General features: G+C 68.2%; 21 protein-coding genes. 10 read left to right on the top strand and 11 right to left on the bottom strand.

The features are described 5' to 3' along the window. Window positions 1-11 precede the first annotated feature (11 nt). From ACFVVI_RS34755 to ACFVVI_RS34745, 3 genes are read left to right on the top strand one after another with little or no spacing between them, the layout of a single operon-like run. Window positions 12-797, top strand: coding sequence for an HNH endonuclease family protein (locus ACFVVI_RS34755; RefSeq protein ID WP_378996641.1), 786 nt, complete (start codon window positions 12-14; stop codon window positions 795-797). Between the two features lie 35 nt (window positions 798-832). Beyond that, window positions 833-1057 (top strand): hypothetical protein, encoded by a 225-nt coding sequence (locus tag ACFVVI_RS34750; protein WP_378996643.1) that lies wholly within the window; start codon window positions 833-835, stop codon window positions 1055-1057. Window positions 1058-1082: 25 nt separating this feature from the next. Beyond that, window positions 1083-1805 (top strand): phosphatase PAP2 family protein, encoded by a 723-nt coding sequence (locus ACFVVI_RS34745; RefSeq protein ID WP_378996645.1) that lies wholly within the window; start codon window positions 1083-1085, stop codon window positions 1803-1805. On the opposite strand, the gene ACFVVI_RS34740 is transcribed toward ACFVVI_RS34745, so the two are convergent. Further along, the gene (locus ACFVVI_RS34740) at window positions 1754-2782 is read right to left on the bottom strand and encodes an NAD(P)-dependent alcohol dehydrogenase (RefSeq protein ID WP_387449118.1); all 1029 of its coding nucleotides are present in this window, start codon (window positions 2780-2782) and stop codon (window positions 1754-1756) included. The two genes, ACFVVI_RS34745 and ACFVVI_RS34740, sit on opposite strands and share 52 nt — an antisense overlap. Before the next feature lie 164 nt (window positions 2783-2946). Between ACFVVI_RS34740 and ACFVVI_RS34735 the strand changes: the two genes are divergently transcribed. Beyond that, window positions 2947-3738, top strand: coding sequence for a helix-turn-helix domain-containing protein (locus ACFVVI_RS34735; protein WP_387449115.1), 792 nt, complete (start codon window positions 2947-2949; stop codon window positions 3736-3738). Between the two features lie 67 nt (window positions 3739-3805). Here the strand turns inward: ACFVVI_RS34735 and ACFVVI_RS34730 are convergent, their stop codons facing one another. The 4 genes from ACFVVI_RS34730 to ACFVVI_RS34715 form a co-directional block, all read right to left on the bottom strand. Next, complete coding sequence (locus ACFVVI_RS34730) at window positions 3806-5017, bottom strand: FAD-dependent oxidoreductase (protein ID WP_378996651.1); 1212 nt, start codon at window positions 5015-5017, stop codon at window positions 3806-3808. Between the two features lie 147 nt (window positions 5018-5164). Beyond that, window positions 5165-5800: a PadR family transcriptional regulator gene (locus tag ACFVVI_RS34725; RefSeq protein ID WP_378996653.1), complete on the bottom strand. Its 636-nt coding sequence runs from the start codon at window positions 5798-5800 to the stop codon at window positions 5165-5167. Between the two features lie 81 nt (window positions 5801-5881). After that, window positions 5882-7873: an MDR family MFS transporter gene (locus tag ACFVVI_RS34720; RefSeq protein WP_387449154.1), complete on the bottom strand. Its 1992-nt coding sequence runs from the start codon at window positions 7871-7873 to the stop codon at window positions 5882-5884. 106 nt (window positions 7874-7979) lie between these two features. Then, window positions 7980-8612, bottom strand: a complete 633-nt coding sequence (locus tag ACFVVI_RS34715; protein ID WP_378996655.1) for a TetR/AcrR family transcriptional regulator — start codon at window positions 8610-8612, stop codon at window positions 7980-7982. A gap of 107 nt (window positions 8613-8719) precedes the next feature. Between ACFVVI_RS34715 and ACFVVI_RS34710 the strand changes: the two genes are divergently transcribed. From ACFVVI_RS34710 to ACFVVI_RS34700, 3 genes are all read left to right on the top strand, one after another. Next, the gene (locus ACFVVI_RS34710) at window positions 8720-9007 is read left to right on the top strand and encodes a hypothetical protein (RefSeq protein ID WP_387449111.1); all 288 of its coding nucleotides are present in this window, start codon (window positions 8720-8722) and stop codon (window positions 9005-9007) included. Between the two features lie 81 nt (window positions 9008-9088). Continuing rightward, window positions 9089-10006, top strand: a complete 918-nt coding sequence (locus ACFVVI_RS34705) for an RNA polymerase sigma factor RpoD/SigA (RefSeq protein WP_387449109.1) — start codon at window positions 9089-9091, stop codon at window positions 10004-10006. A 37-nt stretch (window positions 10007-10043) separates the two neighbouring features. After that, the gene (locus tag ACFVVI_RS34700) at window positions 10044-10919 is read left to right on the top strand and encodes an oxidoreductase (RefSeq protein ID WP_387449107.1); all 876 of its coding nucleotides are present in this window, start codon (window positions 10044-10046) and stop codon (window positions 10917-10919) included. Here the strand turns inward: ACFVVI_RS34700 and ACFVVI_RS34695 are convergent, their stop codons facing one another. Further along, window positions 10920-11858, bottom strand: a complete 939-nt coding sequence (locus tag ACFVVI_RS34695) for an NADP-dependent oxidoreductase (RefSeq protein WP_378996665.1) — start codon at window positions 11856-11858, stop codon at window positions 10920-10922. Between the two features lie 121 nt (window positions 11859-11979). Here ACFVVI_RS34695 and ACFVVI_RS34690 point away from each other — a divergent pair, with 121 nt between their 5' ends. From ACFVVI_RS34690 to ACFVVI_RS34680, 3 genes are all read left to right on the top strand, one after another. Further along, entirely contained in the window at window positions 11980-12972 is a 993-nt protein-coding gene (locus ACFVVI_RS34690; RefSeq protein ID WP_387449105.1) for a GlxA family transcriptional regulator, read from the top strand. Window positions 12973-13046: 74 nt separating this feature from the next. After that, entirely contained in the window at window positions 13047-13475 is a 429-nt protein-coding gene (locus ACFVVI_RS34685) for a transcriptional regulator (RefSeq protein ID WP_378996669.1), read from the top strand. Between the two features lie 38 nt (window positions 13476-13513). After that, a complete protein-coding gene (locus ACFVVI_RS34680) occupies window positions 13514-13849 on the top strand; it encodes a DUF3817 domain-containing protein (protein ID WP_387449151.1) in 336 nt (111 codons plus the stop codon). 63 nt (window positions 13850-13912) lie between these two features. Here ACFVVI_RS34680 and rdgB read toward each other — a convergent pair whose 3' ends face one another. The 5 genes from rdgB to ACFVVI_RS34655 all read right to left on the bottom strand — a co-directional run bounded on the left by rdgB (window position 13913) and on the right by ACFVVI_RS34655 (window position 18419). Then, window positions 13913-14518, bottom strand: a complete 606-nt coding sequence (gene rdgB, locus ACFVVI_RS34675) for an RdgB/HAM1 family non-canonical purine NTP pyrophosphatase (RefSeq protein ID WP_378996673.1) — start codon at window positions 14516-14518, stop codon at window positions 13913-13915. 2 nt (window positions 14519-14520) lie between these two features. After that, window positions 14521-15285, bottom strand: coding sequence for a ribonuclease PH (gene rph / locus ACFVVI_RS34670; RefSeq protein ID WP_378638916.1), 765 nt, complete (start codon window positions 15283-15285; stop codon window positions 14521-14523). 552 nt (window positions 15286-15837) lie between these two features. Continuing rightward, window positions 15838-16602 carry a cyclic nucleotide-degrading phosphodiesterase gene (locus tag ACFVVI_RS34665; RefSeq protein ID WP_378996732.1) on the bottom strand — a complete coding sequence of 255 codons (765 nt, stop codon included), beginning with the start codon at window positions 16600-16602 and terminating at the stop codon, window positions 15838-15840. 69 nt (window positions 16603-16671) lie between these two features. Beyond that, window positions 16672-17385, bottom strand: coding sequence for a rhomboid family intramembrane serine protease (locus tag ACFVVI_RS34660; protein WP_378996729.1), 714 nt, complete (start codon window positions 17383-17385; stop codon window positions 16672-16674). A gap of 71 nt (window positions 17386-17456) precedes the next feature. Beyond that, window positions 17457-18419, bottom strand: coding sequence for a PLP-dependent cysteine synthase family protein (locus tag ACFVVI_RS34655; protein ID WP_378996727.1), 963 nt, complete (start codon window positions 18417-18419; stop codon window positions 17457-17459). Window positions 18420-18423: the final 4 nt, after the last annotated feature.

Below are 18423 nucleotides of genomic sequence, written 5' to 3'. Positions count from 1 at the left end.
GTGGTACGGGCATGAAGTGGTCTTCGATCAGCGGTTCTCCCCTGGGTCGAGCCCTGCTCGCCCTCGCCGCGGCGGCGGTTATCGCCGTGGTGGTCACCCTCGCGAACACGTTCCTGGACAAGGTGAGTCCGACCGCGCCCGGTCCGGGTTCCGCGGGCGCGGCGACGGTGTCGGGCAAGGAAGTCGGCGATCTGGTCGCCACTCTCGTCGTCGCGAAGGAAGGCCCGATGACGGGCTACACGCGCGAGAAGTTCCCGCACTGGGACACCAACAAGCCCGAGCACGGTTTCACCGGCGACCTGGCGCAGTACACGAAATGCACCAGCCGCGAAGTGATGATGCTGCGCGACGCCAACGGCAAGGTCACCCTCGACGCCAAGACCTGCGACCTGAAGGTGGCGGCCGGTGGCGGCTGGCAGGACCACTACGGCTTCATCGACAAGAAGACCGGTGAACTCGGGCCGTACAAGTTCATCACCGATCCGTCCAAGGTCGACGCCGAACACATTGTGGCCCTTGCCGAAGCATGGCGATCGGGCGCGGCCGACCGCGACGAGGACACCCGTCGCCGCATCGCCAACGACTCGATGAACCTGGTCGCCGCCGACCCGTCGGCGAATCGTTCCAAGGGCGATCAGGACCCCGCGAACTACTTGCCGCCCGGCAACTTCCGGTGTGCCTATGTCGAGCACTACGTCAAGGTGAAGGTAAAATACGCCTTGACCGTTGATACCGCCGAGCACACCGCGTTGCGCACCGCAGTCGATGACTGCCTCCGCCGAGGAGAGTTCAAATAAGCGAGCCCATCGAGATCACCGCCGAGAGCGCCGTCATGACCGAAGAGGAAGGGACGGTGTCCGGCGAGCTCGATGTCATGCTCGACGACGCGGGCAAGGGCCTCGTCCGCTATCGCGGCACCGATACCTGGTACACGATCGGCAATATCGAGTGCGAGCCGCCGCGCACCTGGGACTGCGTCGCCGACCTGGTGAAGGCGATCAAGAAGGACGCGGGCACCCGCGACGTCGCGGGAAACACGGTGGTCTTCGAAGCCTGAGGCGCGAGCTGGCAATCTGGTAGCTATGCCGACTGCCTATCGACAACCACCGCCCACCGAGGTCGCCTGGTCCGCGCTGTGCCGCCGGACGCCGCGCGTGGTCGCGCTCATCGCGACCGCGGCGGTGCTGATCACCGCCCTCACCTGGGAGGTCACCAGCGGCATCAGCCGGATGGACACCGCGGTGCTCGACTGGATGATCGCGCACCGCGGCGAGCCGCTCACCAGCATCGCCACGGTGATCACCGACCTCGGCGACACGCTGTCGATGACGATTCTGGCGTCGCTCACCGTCGGGATCTTCCTCCTGCGGCGCAACCTGCCGGTCGCCGCCCTGGTCGCCGTCACCTCGCTGGGTGCGGGCGTGCTGGTGTGGGTGATCAAACGGCTGGTCGGCCGCCAGCGGCCGCCCGAGGCGTCGCGGCTGGTCTTCGAGCCCAGCCTGTCCTATCCGTCGGGGCACACGCTCGGCTCCACGGTGGTCGTCGGCATCGTGGCGCTCGTGGTGATCCCGCGGCTGCGCAGGCACTGGGTTCGGGTGATCGCCACGGTGTTCGCTGTCGCCTTTCCCGCCGCCGTCGGGTTGTCGCGCATCTATCTGGGCGTCCACTGGACCACCGATGTGCTCGCGGGCTGGATCATCGGGTTGCTGTGGCTGGTCCTGTGCGTCACCGCGTTCACCCGCGTGCGGCGCGCTCAACCCACCGCGATCACCACCTTGCCGAACGAGGCGCCCGAGCGCAGGTAGTCGTAGGCCTCGGCGGCGGCGTCGAAATCGAATGCGCGGTCGATCACCGGGCGCAGACGATGCTTCGTGATCGCGCGGTTCATCGCTTCGAAACCGGCTCGGCTGCCGACGGCGATGCGCCGGATGGCCAGGTAGGAGGAGCCGAACGGATTGTCCGGCAGCGTTGCTCCCGGCGTGGGCGCCATCGCGCCGATCATCGTCACCGTCGAGTTGTACGCGCCCGCACGCACCGATTGTTCGAGCGTGGGCAGGCCGACCGCGTCGACGATGTGCTCGGCACCGGTCCCGGTCATCTCCATCACCGCGTCACCCCAGTTCCCGGTCACGGTGCGGTCGATCACCGTGTCGGCGCCCAGCGCGCGCAACCGGTCTGCCTTCGCCCGGCTGGAGGTGATCGAGATGACCTCGGCGCCGAGGATTTTCGCGAACTGGATGGCGTACAGCGCCACCGCGCCGCTACCGACGGTGAGCACGCGCGCACCCGGAGCGGGCGGGCCCGGTGTGGTGAGCGCCGACCAGGCGACCAGGCCCGCGCAACTCAGGGTCGCCGCCTCCGCGTCGGTGAGATGGGCGGGCACGTGCACGATCGAATCCTCTTCGACGAGCGCGTAGGTGGCGAGAAATCCGTCGTAGTTCGCGCCGTACTGTTCGGCGGCGGTGGCGAGGGTTTGCGGACCGTCGACCCAATGGACGAAGTAACTCGCGGTGATCCGGTCGCCGATTCCCGCGCGGGTCACTCCGGGGCCGAGCGCGATCACCTCGCCGACACCATCGGAGAGCGGGATGATGCCCGCGGTAGCGGGCAGCGGGTAGGTGCCGTCCATCAGCATCAGATCGCGGCGGTTCACCGACGCGGCGCGGACCCGGATCAGGACCTGGTGCGGGCCCGGTTCCGGCCGCTGCTGCGCGGACCGGGTGAGACCACCGCCGAGGTGGTAGGCGACGGCGTGATCAGGGTGGATGTCGTTGTCAGGCATGGGACAACTCTGTCGGTGATGGCGTCACCGCGCGATTCCCCGGAGGGTATGGGCAGGTGCCGGTCGGGATCGGTGCCGCATCGACCGATCGGTTCTGCGAGGTGGCGCCGGAGGATGATTCCCGGCGGGAATGGTGGCGGCCGTCGACGCGGTTCACTCCATTCATGACCGCTGCTCCGCCATCGACCGGATTCGGCCCCCAACTGCGTCACTGGCGCACCCGGCGCCGGGTCAGCCAGCTCGACCTGGCGATCCGGGCCGAGACCAGCCAGCGCTATCTGAGCTTCCTCGAGCAGGGCAGATCGCAACCGGGACGCACGATGGTGGTGCGGCTGGCCGAATCGCTCGAGCTGTCCCTGCGCGACCGCAACACCTTGCTACTGGCCGCGGGGTTCGCACCCGTCTTCCCCGAAAGTGATCTGGCGGCTCCGGAATTGGCGCCCGTTCGTGCGGCGATCACCGCCGTGCTGGACGGGCATCTACCGTATCCGGCGCTGGTCGCTCGCCCGCGCGGCGAACTCGTCACGGCCAATGCCGCCTTCGACCTGTTCACCGAGGACGTGTCCCCGGAACTGCTGGTCGCGCCGATCAACATCCTGCGGTTGGCCCTGCACCCCGACGGCGTCGCCCCGCGCGTACGCAACCTGCCGGACTGGGGCAGGCACATCATGGATTCGTTGCGAAACCGCGCCGCCCACACGCCCGATCCAGCCCTCGACCAACTCATCGCCGAACTGGCGGGCTACCTCCCCGCGCCGCGCCCAGGGCCCGACCACGTCGGCTTCGCCGTCCCCCTGCACCTGCGTACCCCAGACGGCGACCTCCGTCTGATCACCACTCTCACCTCGTTCGCGACCGCCACCGATGTCACCCTCGCCGAACTTCACCTCGAGGCGTTCCTGCCCGCCGACGCGGAGACCGCGCGCATTCTCGCGCTGCGCTCGACCCGTCGCTGATCGCGCCGTCGGGCGAGTACCCGGTGCGCCCTCGATCGCCGCAGTGCGACAACCGAGGGCGGCCGGATCAGCCTGCGGCAGTGGCGAGTTCATCCCGGACCGGCGCGTCCCAGTCGATGCGGTATCGACGTTCGGTACCCATCGTCTTCTCCGGGTTCATCACCGTTTTGACCATGAGCGGCATCACCGCGTTCATCACCTTGCGGGCGATCGGGCCCGGCGTCTTGCTGTGGTTGATCTTCGCCGCGCGCGCCGCGATCCCCTCCACCCGGGCCCGGCGCAGCTGCTCGTAGACAGCGAAAGCCTCGGTGGGCGAGGCGATATCGCGCAGGCACCGCGCCAGCTGCACGCCGCTCTCGATCGCCAGTGACGCGCCCTGTCCGGAGCTGTTCGACGGAGCGTGCACCGAGTCGCCCACCAGCACCATGCGATCGCGATACCAGTGCGGCACCGGCGGCATGATGTGCAGGGCACCGGTGACCTCGAGGTTCTGCGCCGTGGTGCGGCGGGCGAATTCGGCACCGGGCGAGTCGGCTGCGTAGGTCTCGCGTAGCACCTCGAGCCAGTGTTCGGGAGCGACAGCGCGGGCTTCGGTGAGCGAAAGGTACTGCTTGCTGGGAAGATTCGCGCCCCACGTCACGCGGCCGTCGGCATGCTTCCAGTACAGGTAGTAGGCCCTGGCGCCGAAGGCGAACACCATGGTGTCGTCGGGCAGGTCGAGGTCGCAGTCGACCATGGCGCCGAAGCCGAGCATGCCGGTGTAGTCGGGTCCCGGTGCGGCCGGATCGATCAGACCCCGCACGGTGGACCGGATTCCGTCCGCGCCGACGAGCACATCGGCGGTGGCGGTGGATCCGTCGGTGAAGTGCGCGGTGACGCCGTCGGGGTGTTCGTCGACGTGGGTCAATCGCTTGTCGTAGCTGAACGGCACGCCCGCGGCGACCGCGTGATCGTGCAGGGTGCGGTGCAATTCGCCGCGGTCGACGGCCTGCAGCGGGGGCTGGTCGGCCAGCACCGGCATGACGTGTTCGCGGCCGCTGACGCGCAGTCGCATCTGCGCGACCGGCAGGGCGATCTCGCGCACCGCGTCACCGGCGCCGATGATGTCGAGTGCCGCGACACCGTTGGGCGCCAGCGCGAGCCCGGAGCCGATGCCCTCGGAGGGACCGGAGTAGGCCTCGTACACGTGGGCCTGGATGCCTGCCTTGTGCAGGGCGGTGGCGGCGACGGGTCCGGCGATGCCGCCGCCGATGACCAATGCGGAACGGGTGGTGGACATGGGTGATCTCCAGATCTGATGTCGGCGTCACCCAGCTATCCTGTGGTTGCCTCACCTCGTGGCCGGGTGCGCCTGGTTGCGGGACGGTATCTCGGGCTCGGTGGGGTGTTGCCGCACGCCACCGGGTCCGGGGTCTTCGGGGTCGAGCTAGTTGTTCCCCCTCTCACCGAGTTCGGGGATCTGTTCGGTGGGCATGCCGTCGACATGCCACTGCCGCCAGAGTTCGAGGCCTTCGAAGGTGCCCGCGGCCAGCTCGTCACGCAGGGAACGCGCCCAGTTCGCCTCGGCTTCCAGCATCGCCAGGCCGAATTCGGATTCGACGAGGAACAACCGGGGCAGCGTCAGCTCGCCGAGTTCGGCCCTGGTGGTCTCGATGATTCGCTCCAGCGTCGCGATGCGCGTACCGAGCAGGACGATCACCTCATCCGGCGGCAGCACCGCCAGAATCGACAGACCCGCGGTGAAGCGGTGGTGTTCGGGCTCGGGTGCGGCGAGCAGTTCGCGGGTCCAGTCCGCCATCTCGGCACGACCGGCGTCGGTGATCCGATAGATCACCCGCTCGGGGCGCGCGCCGTCGCGTTCGCTGCCGATGACCTCGAGGAATCCGGCCTTCTCCATGTTCTGCACGACGGTGTAGAGCGAGCCCCATTTGATGTCCATGTCGCGGTCTTTGCCGTGGGCGCGCAGGGTGGCGGCGATCTCGTAGCGGTGCATCGGGCGCTGCACGATCACCGAGAGCACGGCGAGCGCCAGCAGGTTGTTCACTTTGCGCTTGGTCGCCATGACCGCCTCCTTACTCGTCTACGAATATACGTCCACGAGTATTTGGCGGCAAGGTTCGTTCAGTGGAGTGGACAACCGACATCAGACTTTCGATACCTCCCTGCTATCAGCGCCCTGGTCGAGCAGCTTGGCCGCGATCTTCGACAGCGCCTCGTCGAGCAGCGCGCGGTCGACCGGATCCTCGGAATTCCAGTCGTCGAGGCGGTCACCGAGCCAGCGGCGCCAGCCGGCGCGCAGCTTGTCGACCTCGGTGCCGCCGTCGGCGGTCAGCGACAGGGTGCCCCCGTCGTCGTGCAGCAGACCCGCGTCGACGGCCTGGCGAAAAACCGGCGACAGCACCTCCACCGGCAGCCGGTGCCGGTAGGCGATGGCATACACCGTGGCGGGCACCTCCTCCTTGGAGTACAGGTACACCTGTCCCAGCGCCCACGCCGAGTCCGGGCTCAGCGTGCTGCCCGAAGCGGCGATGAGCTCGGGGATGAGCGGTTTCTCCGCCCTGGCCTTGCGCACCGTCGTGGCGACCGAGCGCTCCAGCTGCACCACCCGGTCGTGCGAATCGGGTACCGAGAAGCCCTCGCCGACGTCGCCCGCGCCGTGGCGAGCGCTGTCGCGCAACCGCACCTGCGGCAGGAACCAGGCGACGACGAAACCGACCAGCGCCACCGGAACGACCCAGCGGAACACGTAGTCGATCGAACTCGCGTACGCGTCGATGATCGGCTCCGATTGCGCGAGCGGTAACTCGCGCAACAGTTTCGGATTCGCCGCCACCTCCGGTGAGATACCGGGGGCCTGCTGCAATGCCTGCGCCAGCGCGGACTCGATCTTGCTGTTGTACAGCGTGCCGAAGACCGCGGTGCCGAACGCGCTGCCCAGGGTGCGGAAGAAGGTGACCCCCGAGGTGGCGGTGCCCAGATCGGCGTAGGGCACGGTGTTCTGCACGACGATGGTGAGTACCTGCATCGACAGGCCGAGCCCGGCACCCAGGATCAGCATGTACAGCGATTCCAGCCACACGCTGGTGCCACGGCCCATCGTCGACATCAGGGCGAGGCCGACCGCCATCACCGCCATGCCGACGACCGGGAAGTACCGGTACTGCCCGGTCTTGCCGACGACCTGACCGGAGAAAACCGACGTGACGAACAGTCCGACCACCAGCGGCAGGGTGCGGACGCCGGAGATCGTCGCCGTCGCCCCGTCGACATATTGCAGATAGGCGGGCAGATAGGTCATCGAACCGAGCATCGCGAAACCGACGATGAAACTGAGCACCGACGACACGGTGAACACGCGGCTGCTGAACAACCGCATCGGCAGCATCGGCTCCTTCGCGCGGTTCTCCACCAGCACGAACCCGGTGATCAGCACGGCGGCGAGCACGAACAAACCGATGATCTGCCAAGAGCCCCACGGATATTCGCTACCACCGAACTCGAGCCCGAGGATCAGCGACGACACACCGAGCGCGATCAGACCGATGCCGAGGTAGTCGATCACCGGCCGGGTGACCGCGCGCAGGTGCGGCAGCGTGCGCGCCGCCATCACCACCATGATGATCGCGATCGGCACATTCACGTAGAAACACCAGCGCCAGCTCGCGTGGTCGGTGAACAACCCGCCCAGAGTTGGCCCGACGACGGTGGTCACGCCGAACACCGCGCCGAGGGCGCCCTGATACTTGCCGCGTTCGCGCAGCGGAATGGTGTCGGCGATCAGGGCCATCGAGGTGACCATCAGCCCGCCCGCGCCGACGCCCTGGATTCCGCGCGCCACGATCAGCACACCCATGCCGCCCGCGACGCCGGCCAGCGCCGAGCCTGCGATGAAGATGATGCCGCTGATCTGGAACAGCAGTTTGCGGCCGAACAGGTCGCCGAGCTTGCCCGCGAGCGCGGTCGCGACGGCCTCGGCGAGCAGATACGCGGTCACCACCCAGGCCATGTGCCCGGCGCTGCCGAGGTCGGCGACGATCGAGGGCAGCGCCGCCGACACGATGGTCTGGTCGAGGGCGGCCATGAGCATGCCGAGCACCACCGTCGCGAAGACAATGTTGATCTTCGCCTTACTCATCGGCTCGACGGGCTTGTCCACAGCAACACCATCCGGCATGCCTCAGTATGGGCTTTCAGGTCCCGCACGGGAGCTCAGTGACACGGCAGCAATCGCCACCGATCGCTCAGCGGACGGCGTAGTTTCCCAAGCCGGGTTCGAGCGTGTCGAACGCGATCTCGGCATCACGGGTCAGCGCGGCGGCGATCTCGGCGTTGGATTCGCCTTCCAGGGTGCGGCGCATGATCTCGTTGAACAGCACCCGTTGCACGCCGGCGATCTGGGCCGCGGCGACGCGCGGGGTGATGTCCTCGGGCGCGGCACCTGTCTCGGCGGCGAGTACGTCGGCCAGTGCCAGTTGACGGGCGTCGTGCAAATCGCGCCCGCGCGCAGTCAGCGCGGGACTGTCGGCGATCATCCTGGCGAACGGCTCGCCGCTGAAGCCGATGAGCTGGTCTTGCGCCGCGATGGCCGCCAGGCAAGCGTGACGCAGCGCGGCCAGTGCCGACTGGCCGGGCGCGCGTTCCCGAACGATCGACGCGAGTTGATCGATGTAGATCTCGCCGAGGTCGAGTGCCAGGTCTTCCTTGCGGGGGAAGTAGTTGGTGACCGTCATCTTCGATACATCGGCGGCCGCGGCCACCTCGGCGATGGTCACCTGGTCGAATCCGCGAGCCAGGAACAGCTCGGTCGCCCGGTCCGAGATCTGCTCCCTGGTCTGCTGCTTCTTCCTGGCCCTGAGGCCCTGCTGCGTCGTCATGCCACCAGCATATCTGAACTCGTCCTAAATTTGTTCTTGACATATTTTTAGGTTCGTTCTAAGTTTATGCCCGTCGCCGCAAGCGACACGATCGAAGGAGACAGCGCATGCCGCACGGACCCGATATCGCCGCCGAGCCCCTCGACACCCGTTCCACCACCGAAGGAGCAGCCGATATGGCCCGATTCACGACGATGCGAAGTTCACTCGACGACGCGGTCCGCGAGATCACGACCACGCCGCAACCCCTCCCCCTGCCCGGCCGGCCCCGGGCGGCACGCCGCGCCGAAGCGCCTTTCCCGACCCCACGACGACGTGGAACGGGCTCGGCCATTCGCGGCGCGCAGACCCGGTCGACGGCCGTGCGCCGCCCGATCCGGATTCCCGGCAAGTAGTCACTGTGTTCCCCGCGTAACCCGACCGGTGGGGCTGCCTCACCCCACCGGTCACCAGCCCCACATCGAACGGGAGTTCTCTTGACCACCACCGTCACCGCCGATCCCATTCGCGACTACCTGACCGCCATCGGACGCACTCCCCTGCTGACCGCCGAACAGGAATACGCCCTCGGTGCGCGGATCGCCGCGGGCGCGACCGCGCGGGCCGAGATCGATGCGGCCGGTGCCGAACTCACCGCCGCACGACGAGAACTGTTGCGCCGCACCGAACTCGACGGACTGCGCGCGAAAGATCACATGGTGCGGGCGAATCTGCGCCTGGTCGTCTCCATCGCGCGCCGGTTCCCGACCAACACCGGGATGTCGCTGCTCGATCTGATCCAGGAGGGCACGCTGGGGCTGATGCGCGCGGTGGAGAAATTCGACCACGAGCGCGGCCTCAAGCTCTCCACCTACGCGACGTTCTGGATCCGGCAGTCGATCGGGCGCGCGCTCACCGATCAGGGGCGCACGATCCGGCTGCCCTCGAATGTGGCCGATGTCCTGCATCGGGTGATCCGGGTGCGGCGCGAGCTGGCGCATCAACTGGGGCGCGCGGCCACCACCGAGGAACTGGCCGCGAGCGCCGACCTCACCGTCGCGCAGGTAGCGGCGGTGCTGCGGCACGAAGCCGAGCCGGTGTCGCTGCACGCGCCCGTCGGCGAGGACACCGATCTGGGCTCACTGTTGCCCGACACCACGCCCACACCGGCGGATGTGGTCGCGGCTCGGATGCTCGGGGGCTATGTGGAGGCGGCCCTGGCGGGGCTCACCGAGCGCGAATCCGCCGTCATCCGACTGCGTTTCGGCCTCGACCGCGGCGAGGGCCGCACGCTGGAGGAGGTGGGTTCGGCGCTCGGCTTCTCCCGCGAACGGGCGCGCCAAATCGAGGCGAAAGCCATGATCAAGCTGCGCAAACCCGCCTGCACCCGTACGCTGACCGGATTGCTGGCCTGACCTTCCCTCCTATCTTACTCCAGAGTAAGATAGGCGCATGGCATGGAAACCAACTGACATCGCGGACCAGTCCGGGCGCACGTTCGTGATCACCGGGGCCAACGGCGGCCTCGGTGCCGAGACCACCAAGGTGCTCGCAGGCAAGGGCGCCACGGTGATCATGGCCTGCCGCAACGCGAGCAAAGCGCAACCGATCGCCGACGCCATCCCCGGTGACGTGCGGGTGGCCGCGCTCGACCTGGCAGATCTGGCCTCTGTGCGCGAATTCGCCGCGCAGCAGGGCGAATTCGATGTGCTGATCAACAACGCGGGCCTGATGAACATCCCGTTCTCGCGCACCGCCGACGGGTTCGAGACGCAGTTCGGCGTCAACCACCTGGGCCACTTCGCCCTCACCGGACTGCTGCTCGACCGCGTGCGCGACCGGGTGATCTCGCTCGCCAGCATCGCCCACAAGCAGACCCCGAAGCTGTGGATCGACGACCTCAACTACGAGAACCGCCGCTACCAGCGCAATCTCGCCTACGCCCAGGCCAAGCTCGCCAACCTGATGTTCGGTCGTGAACTGCAGCACAGGCTCACCGAGGCCGGGTCGGCGAAGAAGTCCTACGCCGTGCACCCCGGGGTCTCGGCCACGGACCTGTTCGCCCGCACCGAGACCCCCCTCGACAAGGTCAGCAAGCCGTTCATCAAGCTCATCGGCCACCCGCCGCACAAGGCCGCCCACTCCACCTTGTTCGCGGCCACCGAGCCGGACGCCGACCCCACCGTGTATTGGGGTCCCAACCGGCTGATGCAGTCGCAGGGACCGGTCGAGGCGTGCCCGTCGAGCAAGATCTCGCGCAATCCCGAGCTGCTGCGCAGGTTGTGGGAGGAATCCGAGCGGATGACCGGGATCAGCTACAAGTTCTGATCATCCGCACTGCGTGACCGTGAGCACGATCTTGCCGCGGGTCCGCTGATTGTCGCTGATCTCGTGGGCCTTGCCCACGAGTTCCAGTGGCAGGACCGTTTCCACGTGCGGTCGCAGCGCACCGCTTTCGACCAGGTCCGCGAGAGCGCGCAGACCCGCGCCGTCGGCTTCGACGATCATGAACCCGGCCCGCAGGCCGAGCGGGCGGGCGACCTCCACCAGGGCCGCTTCCGCCGGGGAGGCCAGCGACACGATGATGCCGCCGGGCCGGAGGGTTCGCAGCGAGCGCGGGCCGTATTCGCCGCCGATGGTGTCGACGACGATGTCGATGCCATCGGCCGCGTCGACGAAATCTGTTGCGGTGTAATCGATCACCTCATCGGCGCCGAGGTCGCGAACGAAGTCGTGATTGTCGGCCCGCGCCGTGGCGACGACGTACGCACCGCGCGCCTTGGCGATCTGCACCGCGACATGCCCGACCCCGCCCGCGGCGGCATGAATCAGGACCCGGTGGCCGGGCCGCACGTCGGCGGTGTCGACCAGCGCCTGCCAGGCGGTGAGCGCGACGAGCGGCAGCGCGGCGGCTTCGACGTGGGTGAGATTCGACGGCTTGCGCGCGAGGTGGCGGGCCGGTGCGGTGACGTACTCGGCGTAGGCGCCCGCGGCGCGCGGCTGCCGCGGCATGCCGAAGACCTCGTCGCCCGGCGCGAACAGGGTGACACCGACGCCGACGGCCTCGACCACACCGGACACATCCCAGCCCAGCGGTGCGATCGCGCCGAGCAGTCCACCGGTGGCGCGGTGCCAGGAATCGGTCGGGTTCACCCCGGCCGCGTGCACGCGGATCAGCACTTCGGCCGGTCCGGGGCTCGGCTTGTCGACCTCGATCACCCGCAGGACCTCGGGTCCGCCGAAGGTGTCCTGACCGATTGCCCGCATGGCGCTTCTCCCTGTGTCTCCCAGGCCGTTTCGCTGCGAACCGGCCGTGTGCAGTCCACGATGCCGGGTGCGCGAATCATCGACGAGTGGCAAGAAAGCCAATATGTGCAATAATCTTGCCATGCATCGCGTGGTGGTTCTGGCGCTGAACGGGGTCTATCCGTTCGAATTGGGAATTCCCGCCCGGATCTTCGGCACGGCGACCGATCCCGACGGCGCCGCGCTCTACGACGTGCGCACCTGCAGCCTCGACGGAGCCCCGGTCTCGACCAACGCCGACTTCACCATCGCCGTCGAATACGACAGCAGCGCGCTCGCCGAGGCCGACACCGTGGTGATCCCGCCCTTCTCCGCGTGTGACGCCCCCGAGGAGGAGTGGATGCCCGCCGACCTGGCCGATGCGCTGGGTCGACTCCGGCCGGATACCCGCATCGTGTCGATCTGCACCGCGGCGTTCGTCCTGGCCGCCCTCGGCTTGCTCGACGACCGCCCCGCGACCACGCACTGGCGACAAGCCGATCGGTTTCGCGCTCTGTTCCCGCAAGTCAGGATGGATGCCGACGTGCTGTTCGTCGACGAAGGACGCATCCTCACCGCGGCGGGCAGCGCCGCCGGCATCGACGCCTGCCTGCACCTGCTGCGCCGCGATCACGGCAGCGCGGTCGCCAATCAGGTCGCCCGCCTGTGCATCGTGCCGCCGTGGCGCGAAGGCGGACAGGCCCAGTTCATCGACCGGCCGATCCCCGAACCCAGCACCGCGACGACCGCCGCCACCCGCGCCTGGGCCATGACCCACCTGGATCGCCCGCTCCCGCTCACCGAACTCGCCGCCCACGCTCGCATGAGCGTGCGCACCTTCTGCCGCCGATTCCGCGAGGAAAACGGCCTCCCACCCGGCCAATGGCTGACGCAGCAACGCGTCGACCACGCCCGCCACCTCCTCGAAGCCACCGACCTCCCCATCGACCGCGTCGCCGCCGACGCGGGCCTCGGCACCGCCGCCTCCCTGCGCCAGCACCTGTCCGCCGCCATCGGCGTCTCCCCCACCGCCTACCGCCAGACCTTCCAGGCCGGGACCTCGCGCCCGCGCGCCACCCGGACCACTGTGCTGTGACGCCTGACTCCGCGGTTGACTCCGGCCGCGACCTGCTCCTACGTGCTCTGTAGTAGGCGGGTACCGTGGAGCGCGTGTCCGTTCCACCTCCTCGCCCGGCGCACAATCGACCGGCCCTGATCGCGCTGGTCTGCGTCGTCGCGCTGGGCTGCCTGGCGCTGGCCTGGTGGCAGTGGGAACGGTTCGAATCGTCGTCGGGAACCGGCCAGAATCTCGGTTACGCACTGCAGTGGCCGCTGTTCGCCGGGTTCGCGGTGTTCGCCTATGTGCGGTTCGTGCGGCTGGAACGCGAGGCCGAGGAGCCCGCGTCGCCGCGGCCGGGCAAGGCCGAGGCGCCGCGCGAGATCCCCGCGGGCATCCTGCCCGAACGCCCCAAGGCCGCGAAGTCCGACGACCCGGAAACGGCCGCCTACAACCAGTACCTGGCGCAACTGCACGCCAGCGACATCGATGCGCAGGTCCGCACCGCCGGCTTGCATTCCCCCGAGAGGAACGCCGGGTGACCGACAACACCACCACCACACCGTCGCCGGACGAAGCCATCGCCGCCCCCGCGGGCAGCGCCCCCACCGCCAAGATCACCTCGGCCCTGCAGCGCTACCGCGTACTCGCCTGGGTCACCGGCCTGTGGCTGCTGCTGCTCACCGTCGAGATGATCGCCAAGTACGGCTTCGGCGTCGACACCCCCAGCTGGATCGCGGTCGTGCACGGCTGGGTGTACTTCGCCTATCTGCTGGTCACCGCCGACCTCGCCGTGAAGGTCCGCTGGCCCATCGGCCGCACCATCGGCACCCTCGTCGCCGGCACCATCCCGCTGCTGTCGTTCTTCGTCGAGCACCGCAACGCCAAAGACGTGAAGCAGCAGTACAGCCTCTGACTTGCACGAAAAGCGCCGCCGCCCCGGCAATCCGGAGCGGCGGCGCTCGTGTTGTGTGGTCGGTCAGGCCAGGGCGGCCAGGGCCGGGATGAGCTGAGTGAGCGCGCGGCCCCGGTGGGAGACCGCGTCCTTTTCGGCGGGGGTGAGTTCGGCGGCGCTGCCGGTACCGCCCTCTGGCAGAAACAGCGGGTCGTAGCCGAAACCGCCGTCACCGTGCGGTTCACGGGCGATGGTGCCGGGCCATTCGCCGCGCACCACCGTGGTCGTACCGTCGGGCAGGACCAGCGCGCAGGTGGAGACGAAACGGCCGCCGCGACGGTCGTCGGGGACGTCGCCCAGCTGGGCGAGCAGCAGGGTGTTGTTCGCGGCATCGTCGCCGTGGCCGCCCGCCCACCGCGCCGACAGCACACCCGGCATCCCGTTCAGCGCGTCGACTTCGATGCCGGAATCGTCTGCCACGCAGGGCAATCCGGTGGCGACGGCACCGTCACGCGCCTTCGCGATCGCGTTCTCCTCGAAGGTGGCGCCGGTCTCGGGCGCCTCCTCGTACGGGGGCACCTCGTTCAGGCTCACCAATTCGATTCCGGCCACCCCGGCTTCATCGAGGATCCGGCGAAGCTCCTTCAGCTTCTTGGCATTTCGGCTGGCGACCAGCACACGCACGGCCACGACTACTTCTTCGCGGACGGCTCGGGCAAGGTGCCCGGGTACGGCAGTGCCAGCGCCGCCTTCTGGATCGCGAACAGCTGCTCGGCACCGGCGAAGGCCGAGTCGAGCATCTTGTCCAGGGTCGACCGCGGGAACGTCGCGCCCTCGCCGGTGCCCTGGATCTCGACCAGAGTTCCGGTATCGGTGGCCACCACGTTCATGTCGACCTCGGCGCGCGAGTCTTCCTCGTAGGGCAGGTCGAGGCGAACACGCCCGTCGACCACACCCACGCTCACCGCGGCGATCATGCACGAAATCGGCTGCGGATCAGCCAGTTTGCCCGCGGCGGCCAGGTAGGTCACCGCGTCCGAGAGCGCCACATAGGCGCCGGTGATCGCGGCGGTGCGCGTGCCACCGTCGGCCTGCAGCACATCGCAGTCGAGCGCGATCGTGTTCTCGCCGAGCGCGGCCAGGTCGATGCAGGCCCGCAGCGAGCGCCCGATCAGCCTGCTGATCTCCTGCGTCCGCCCACCGACCTTGCCCTTCACCGACTCCCGCCCACTGCGCGTGTGCGTGGCCGCGGGCAGCATCGCGTACTCCGCGGTGAGCCAGCCCAGCCCCGAATCCCGGCGCCACGGCGGCACCCCCTCGGTGACGCTCGCGGTGCACATCACCCGCGTCTGCCCGAATTCCACCAGCACCGACCCCGCCGGGTGCGTAGTGAATCCCCGAGTGATCTTCACGTCGCGGAGTTCGTCATCCGCCCTACCATCAGCTCGTCTAGACACAGCCGACACACTAGCGCGTGCCCCCCACTCCCCGCCCAGCCACACCGAAGCCTCCGAAGCCCGCACCCACACCGCACTCCCAGCGACACCGCACACCCCAAGGTCCGTAGCTCTACCGCACTCCCCGCGACACCGCGCACCCCGAAGTCCACACCCTTACCGCACTCCCCGCGACTCCACACACCCGAAGCTCACACCCCTACCGCACTCCCCGCGACTCCACACACCCCGAAGTCCACACCCCTACCGCACTCCCAGCGACTCCATACACCCGAAGTCCGCAGCCCTACCGCACTAGCCGGCCCCACCGTTCAACCCCAGATCCGCCATGACCGCACCACCAACCACCGCACTCCCGACCCCTAGGGAGGGACGGCCACGAAGTGGCCGGTCCGCGGCCGGGTCGCCGGTTAGGCGCCGCGGAGATGCGACGAAGGAGCGATTCCGCGGCGCCTAACCGGCGGCCCCTCAGGGCCGCGGACACGCGCGCGCCAGCGCGCCAATAAACACAGCGTCAAACAGTCCCGGGACTACCGAACTCCGAATCCCGCCCTAAAGGTCGAACGTCTCCCCCGGCGACACCGCGTGCACCGGCCCCGAGAAAGCCGCCTTGGCCTCAGCGATCACATCCTCACGCGAAGTCCACGGCGGAATATGGGTCAGCAACAGCTCCTTGGCCCCGGCGCGAGTAGCGATTTCCCCCGCCTCGGTCCCCGAAAGATGAATCCCCGGCGGACGATTCGCCGGATCATGAGTCCACGACGCCTCGGCCATCAGCACATCCGCACCCTGCGCCAAGTCGACCACCGCATCGCACATCGCCGTATCACCGGTGTAGACGAAGACCCGGCCGTCGCCCGCGGTGATCCGCAGCCCATAGGACTCCGGCGGGTGGAACATCCGCCGAGCTTCCACCGTGTGACCGGGCCCGAACGGAATCGGTGTGTTCTCGACCCACGCCTGCGAGTCGATCACATCGGACCAGTCGTCGGTCTCGCCGCCGATCTCCGCAGACGCATTGCCGATCCGCAGCGCGGAATCGGACGGCCCGCGGACCAGTGCCTTCCCGGTCGGCGGATTCGGGTGGTAGCGACGCCACACCAGCAGTGCGGGCAGATCCAAGCAGTGATCCGCGTGCAGGTGGGTGAGGAAGATATCGACATCGGCCGGGTTCATGTGCTTCTGCAGCGCGCCGAAAATACCGGGGCCGAAGTCGATGACAGTCGGCCGCATATCAGGGCCCGTCAGCAGGTAGCCCGACGCTGGGGAGTCCGGGCCGGACACGCTGCCCGAGCACCCGAGGACGGTAAGGCGCATACCCCCATGCTGCCACGACGTGCTGGTGCTCAATGCAGGATCCCCCCAATTTCCAGACCGGATCCCCGGTTACCGCGTTGGTAGTGCGCGGCCGACCGATGCTCCACGGCGGCGTCGACGTTCATCTGACGAGAGTACCCAGCCCGCGAGCACTCCACCCACCGCCCCGAAAAGATGCCCCTGCCAAGAAATTCGAGGGTCGCTCGGCAGCACGCCCCACAGCATCGAGCCGTAGAACACGAGGATCACCAGTCCCACCACGATCTGGCCCACATTGCGCGTGAACCACCCGCGGCAGATCAGGTACGTCAGCCAGCCGAACACGATCGACGACGCTCCCACGTGCACACTTCCCGCCGACCCCGTGAGCCAGGTACCGACGCCCGCGATCACCCAGATGATCGCCGTGGCCGCGATCCCCCGCCCGATCCCGGAGAGCAGCACGAGGAAACCCAGCACGAGCAACGGCAGCGTGTTGGCGAACAGATGGTCCCACCCGCCGTGCAACAGTGGGGCCCACAGAATCCCGTCGAGCCCGGATACCTCGCGCGGCTCGATTCCCGCCGAGTCGAGTTCGCCGACCGATCCGGGTGGCGAATCGTAGGAGAGCACCATGTCGACGCCCTCGATCACGTACAGCGCCCCCACGAAGCCCAGAATCACCACCGCGGCCCGAATCCACGAACCGCCTCGCGACGCGCCGATGCCCGAACTCGCGTTGCCACGCAGCCCCGAGATCCGATCAGGATCGAACGAGGCACCCACCCCACCGCTCACCGACATCGCCTCCACTCCGGCAAGGGACCGTCGAACAGCCCGTTGACCAGAGCGTACCGAAGCCGGGTCACATCGCGTCAGGCCCAGAGTTGCCCGTCCAGCTTCTCCTCGGCTTCGTCCAGCGTGCCGTCGTATGCCCCGGTGGACAGATACTTCCAGCCGCCGTCGGCGACCACGAACGCGATATCGGCCCGTTTCCCGGCCTTCTGCGCCTTCTTGGCGATGCCGAGCGCGGCGTGCAGGATCGCCCCGGTGGAGATCCCGGCGAAGATTCCCTCCTCGCCGACCAGTTCGCGAGTCCGTTTCACCGCGTCGTACGGGCCCACCGAGAACCGGGTGGTGAGCACCTTCTCGTCGTAGAGCTCGGGGATGAATCCCTCGTCGATGTTGCGCAGGCCGTAGACCAGTTCGCCGTAGCGGGGTTCGGCGGCCACGATCTCGATACCGGGCACGTTTTCACGCAGGAACCGGCCGGTGCCCATCAACGTCCCGGTCGTGCCGAGTCCCGCGACGAAATGGGTGATCTCCGGCAGGTCGGCCAGCAGTTCCGGCCCGGTGTTCTCGTAGTGCGCGAGCGCGTTGGCCGGGTTGCCGTACTGGTACAGCATCACCCAATCCGGATTCTCCGCCGCGATCTGCTTGGCCATCGCCACCGCTTGATTGGATCCGCCCGCCGCGGGCGAGTCGATGATCTCGGCGCCGAACATCGTGAGCAGTTGCCGCCGCTCCACCGAGGTGTTCTCCGGCATCACGCACACGATCCGGTAACCCTTGAGCTTGGCCGCCATGGCCAGCGAGATCCCGGTGTTGCCGCTGGTCGGCTCCAGAATCGTGCAGCCGGGGGTGAGCAGCCCGTCGGCCTCGGCCTGTTCGATCATCCGCAGCGCGGGCCGGTCCTTGATCGAGCCCGTGGGATTGCGGTCCTCGAGCTTGGCCCACAGCCGCACATGATCGTCGCCGTCCCACTGGGGCGACAGTGTCTGCAATCCGACGAGCGGCGTATTGCCGAGCGTCGCGATCAGCGATTCGTAGCGGGCCACGGGG

The organism is Nocardia sp. NPDC058114, assembly GCF_042884695.1.
Taxonomy (GTDB): domain Bacteria; phylum Actinomycetota; class Actinomycetes; order Mycobacteriales; family Mycobacteriaceae; genus Nocardia.
The sequence above is the reverse complement of the archived record's forward strand: the minus strand, read 5'-3'. Positions and strand labels throughout refer to the sequence as shown.

What these genes read in the sequence shown, in the direction of transcription:
- ACFVVI_RS34755 (WP_378996641.1), top strand. Translation starts at nt 12, where the DNA reads ATGAAGTGGTCTTCGATCAGCGGTTCTCCCCTGGGTCGAGCCCTGCTC.
- ACFVVI_RS34750 (WP_378996643.1), top strand. Translation starts at nt 833, where the DNA reads ATGACCGAAGAGGAAGGGACGGTGTCCGGCGAGCTCGATGTCATGCTC.
- ACFVVI_RS34745 (WP_378996645.1), top strand. Translation starts at nt 1,083, where the DNA reads ATGCCGACTGCCTATCGACAACCACCGCCCACCGAGGTCGCCTGGTCC.
- ACFVVI_RS34740 (WP_387449118.1), bottom strand. Translation starts at nt 2,782, where the DNA reads ATGCCTGACAACGACATCCACCCTGATCACGCCGTCGCCTACCACCTC.
- ACFVVI_RS34735 (WP_387449115.1), top strand. Translation starts at nt 2,947, where the DNA reads ATGACCGCTGCTCCGCCATCGACCGGATTCGGCCCCCAACTGCGTCAC.
- ACFVVI_RS34730 (WP_378996651.1), bottom strand. Translation starts at nt 5,017, where the DNA reads ATGTCCACCACCCGTTCCGCATTGGTCATCGGCGGCGGCATCGCCGGA.
- ACFVVI_RS34725 (WP_378996653.1), bottom strand. Translation starts at nt 5,800, where the DNA reads ATGGCGACCAAGCGCAAAGTGAACAACCTGCTGGCGCTCGCCGTGCTC.
- ACFVVI_RS34720 (WP_387449154.1), bottom strand. Translation starts at nt 7,873, where the DNA reads ATGAGTAAGGCGAAGATCAACATTGTCTTCGCGACGGTGGTGCTCGGC.
- ACFVVI_RS34715 (WP_378996655.1), bottom strand. Translation starts at nt 8,612, where the DNA reads ATGACGACGCAGCAGGGCCTCAGGGCCAGGAAGAAGCAGCAGACCAGG.
- ACFVVI_RS34710 (WP_387449111.1), top strand. Translation starts at nt 8,720, where the DNA reads ATGCCGCACGGACCCGATATCGCCGCCGAGCCCCTCGACACCCGTTCC.
- ACFVVI_RS34700 (WP_387449107.1), top strand. Translation starts at nt 10,044, where the DNA reads ATGGCATGGAAACCAACTGACATCGCGGACCAGTCCGGGCGCACGTTC.
- ACFVVI_RS34695 (WP_378996665.1), bottom strand. Translation starts at nt 11,858, where the DNA reads ATGCGGGCAATCGGTCAGGACACCTTCGGCGGACCCGAGGTCCTGCGG.
- ACFVVI_RS34690 (WP_387449105.1), top strand. Translation starts at nt 11,980, where the DNA reads ATGCATCGCGTGGTGGTTCTGGCGCTGAACGGGGTCTATCCGTTCGAA.
- ACFVVI_RS34665 (WP_378996732.1), bottom strand. Translation starts at nt 16,602, where the DNA reads ATGCGCCTTACCGTCCTCGGGTGCTCGGGCAGCGTGTCCGGCCCGGAC.
- ACFVVI_RS34660 (WP_378996729.1), bottom strand. Translation starts at nt 17,385, where the DNA reads ATGTCGGTGAGCGGTGGGGTGGGTGCCTCGTTCGATCCTGATCGGATC.